Source organism: Phytoactinopolyspora endophytica (assembly GCF_004138495.1).
GTDB lineage: Bacteria > Actinomycetota > Actinomycetes > Jiangellales > Jiangellaceae > Phytoactinopolyspora > Phytoactinopolyspora endophytica.
Genome location: NZ_ML142852.1, coordinates 343804 through 344341, shown reverse-complemented (window position 1 = coordinate 344341; position 538 = coordinate 343804). Strand labels below are relative to the sequence as shown.

General features: G+C 67.7%; 2 protein-coding genes. Both read right to left on the bottom strand.

What is annotated here, in order from left to right:
* On the bottom strand, positions 1–188 hold a 188-nt coding region (locus tag ELR45_RS34890), incomplete at its 3' end, for a hypothetical protein (RefSeq protein WP_165367642.1).
* A 143-nt stretch (positions 189–331) separates the two neighbouring features.
* Positions 332–538 (bottom strand): kynureninase/PvdN C-terminal domain-containing protein (locus ELR45_RS37355; protein ID WP_205856316.1); only part of this gene is annotated, 207 nt, incomplete at its 5' end.

The following is a 538-nucleotide window of genomic DNA, read 5'->3' as shown; positions in this document are numbered from 1 at the left end:
GTCGCGTCGGCGGGGCGCGGGGTGGTGACGTCGGTGCGGATGTGCCGGCCTGAGCGGTAGCGTCCGCGCTTGGGCTGGTTGCGACGGAACGCCGCGAGCAGCGCCGTCCACGCCCGGTCGGGACCCCCGCGGCCGACCGGACGGGACGGACGAGTGTTGTCTTGAGCGGTCTGGGTGTGGTTCGACATGTGTCTCTCCTCTTGCTGTCGTTCCAATGCCCCCTTCACAACAGCAAGACGGAGGTGGGTGCGAATCATGACGCACCCGATTGCAGACCCTTTCCATGATCATCGAGGATCCGCAGGATTATCACCCCCCACATCCTCGATGATCATGGATGCTGGAAGACGACGTCTCCGAGGATGGCGATCGCGTCGGTCAACTGGGTGTCCGACAGGTACGGGGCGGGCCCGAGGCGCAGGTACGGTCCTCGGCTGTCGGCCAGCACGTCCCGTTCTGCCAGCGCACGCTGGATAGAGGCGGCGCCGGTGCCGCGCAGCGCGAGGAACCCGCCGAAGGCCTCGATGGGGGCGCTGCG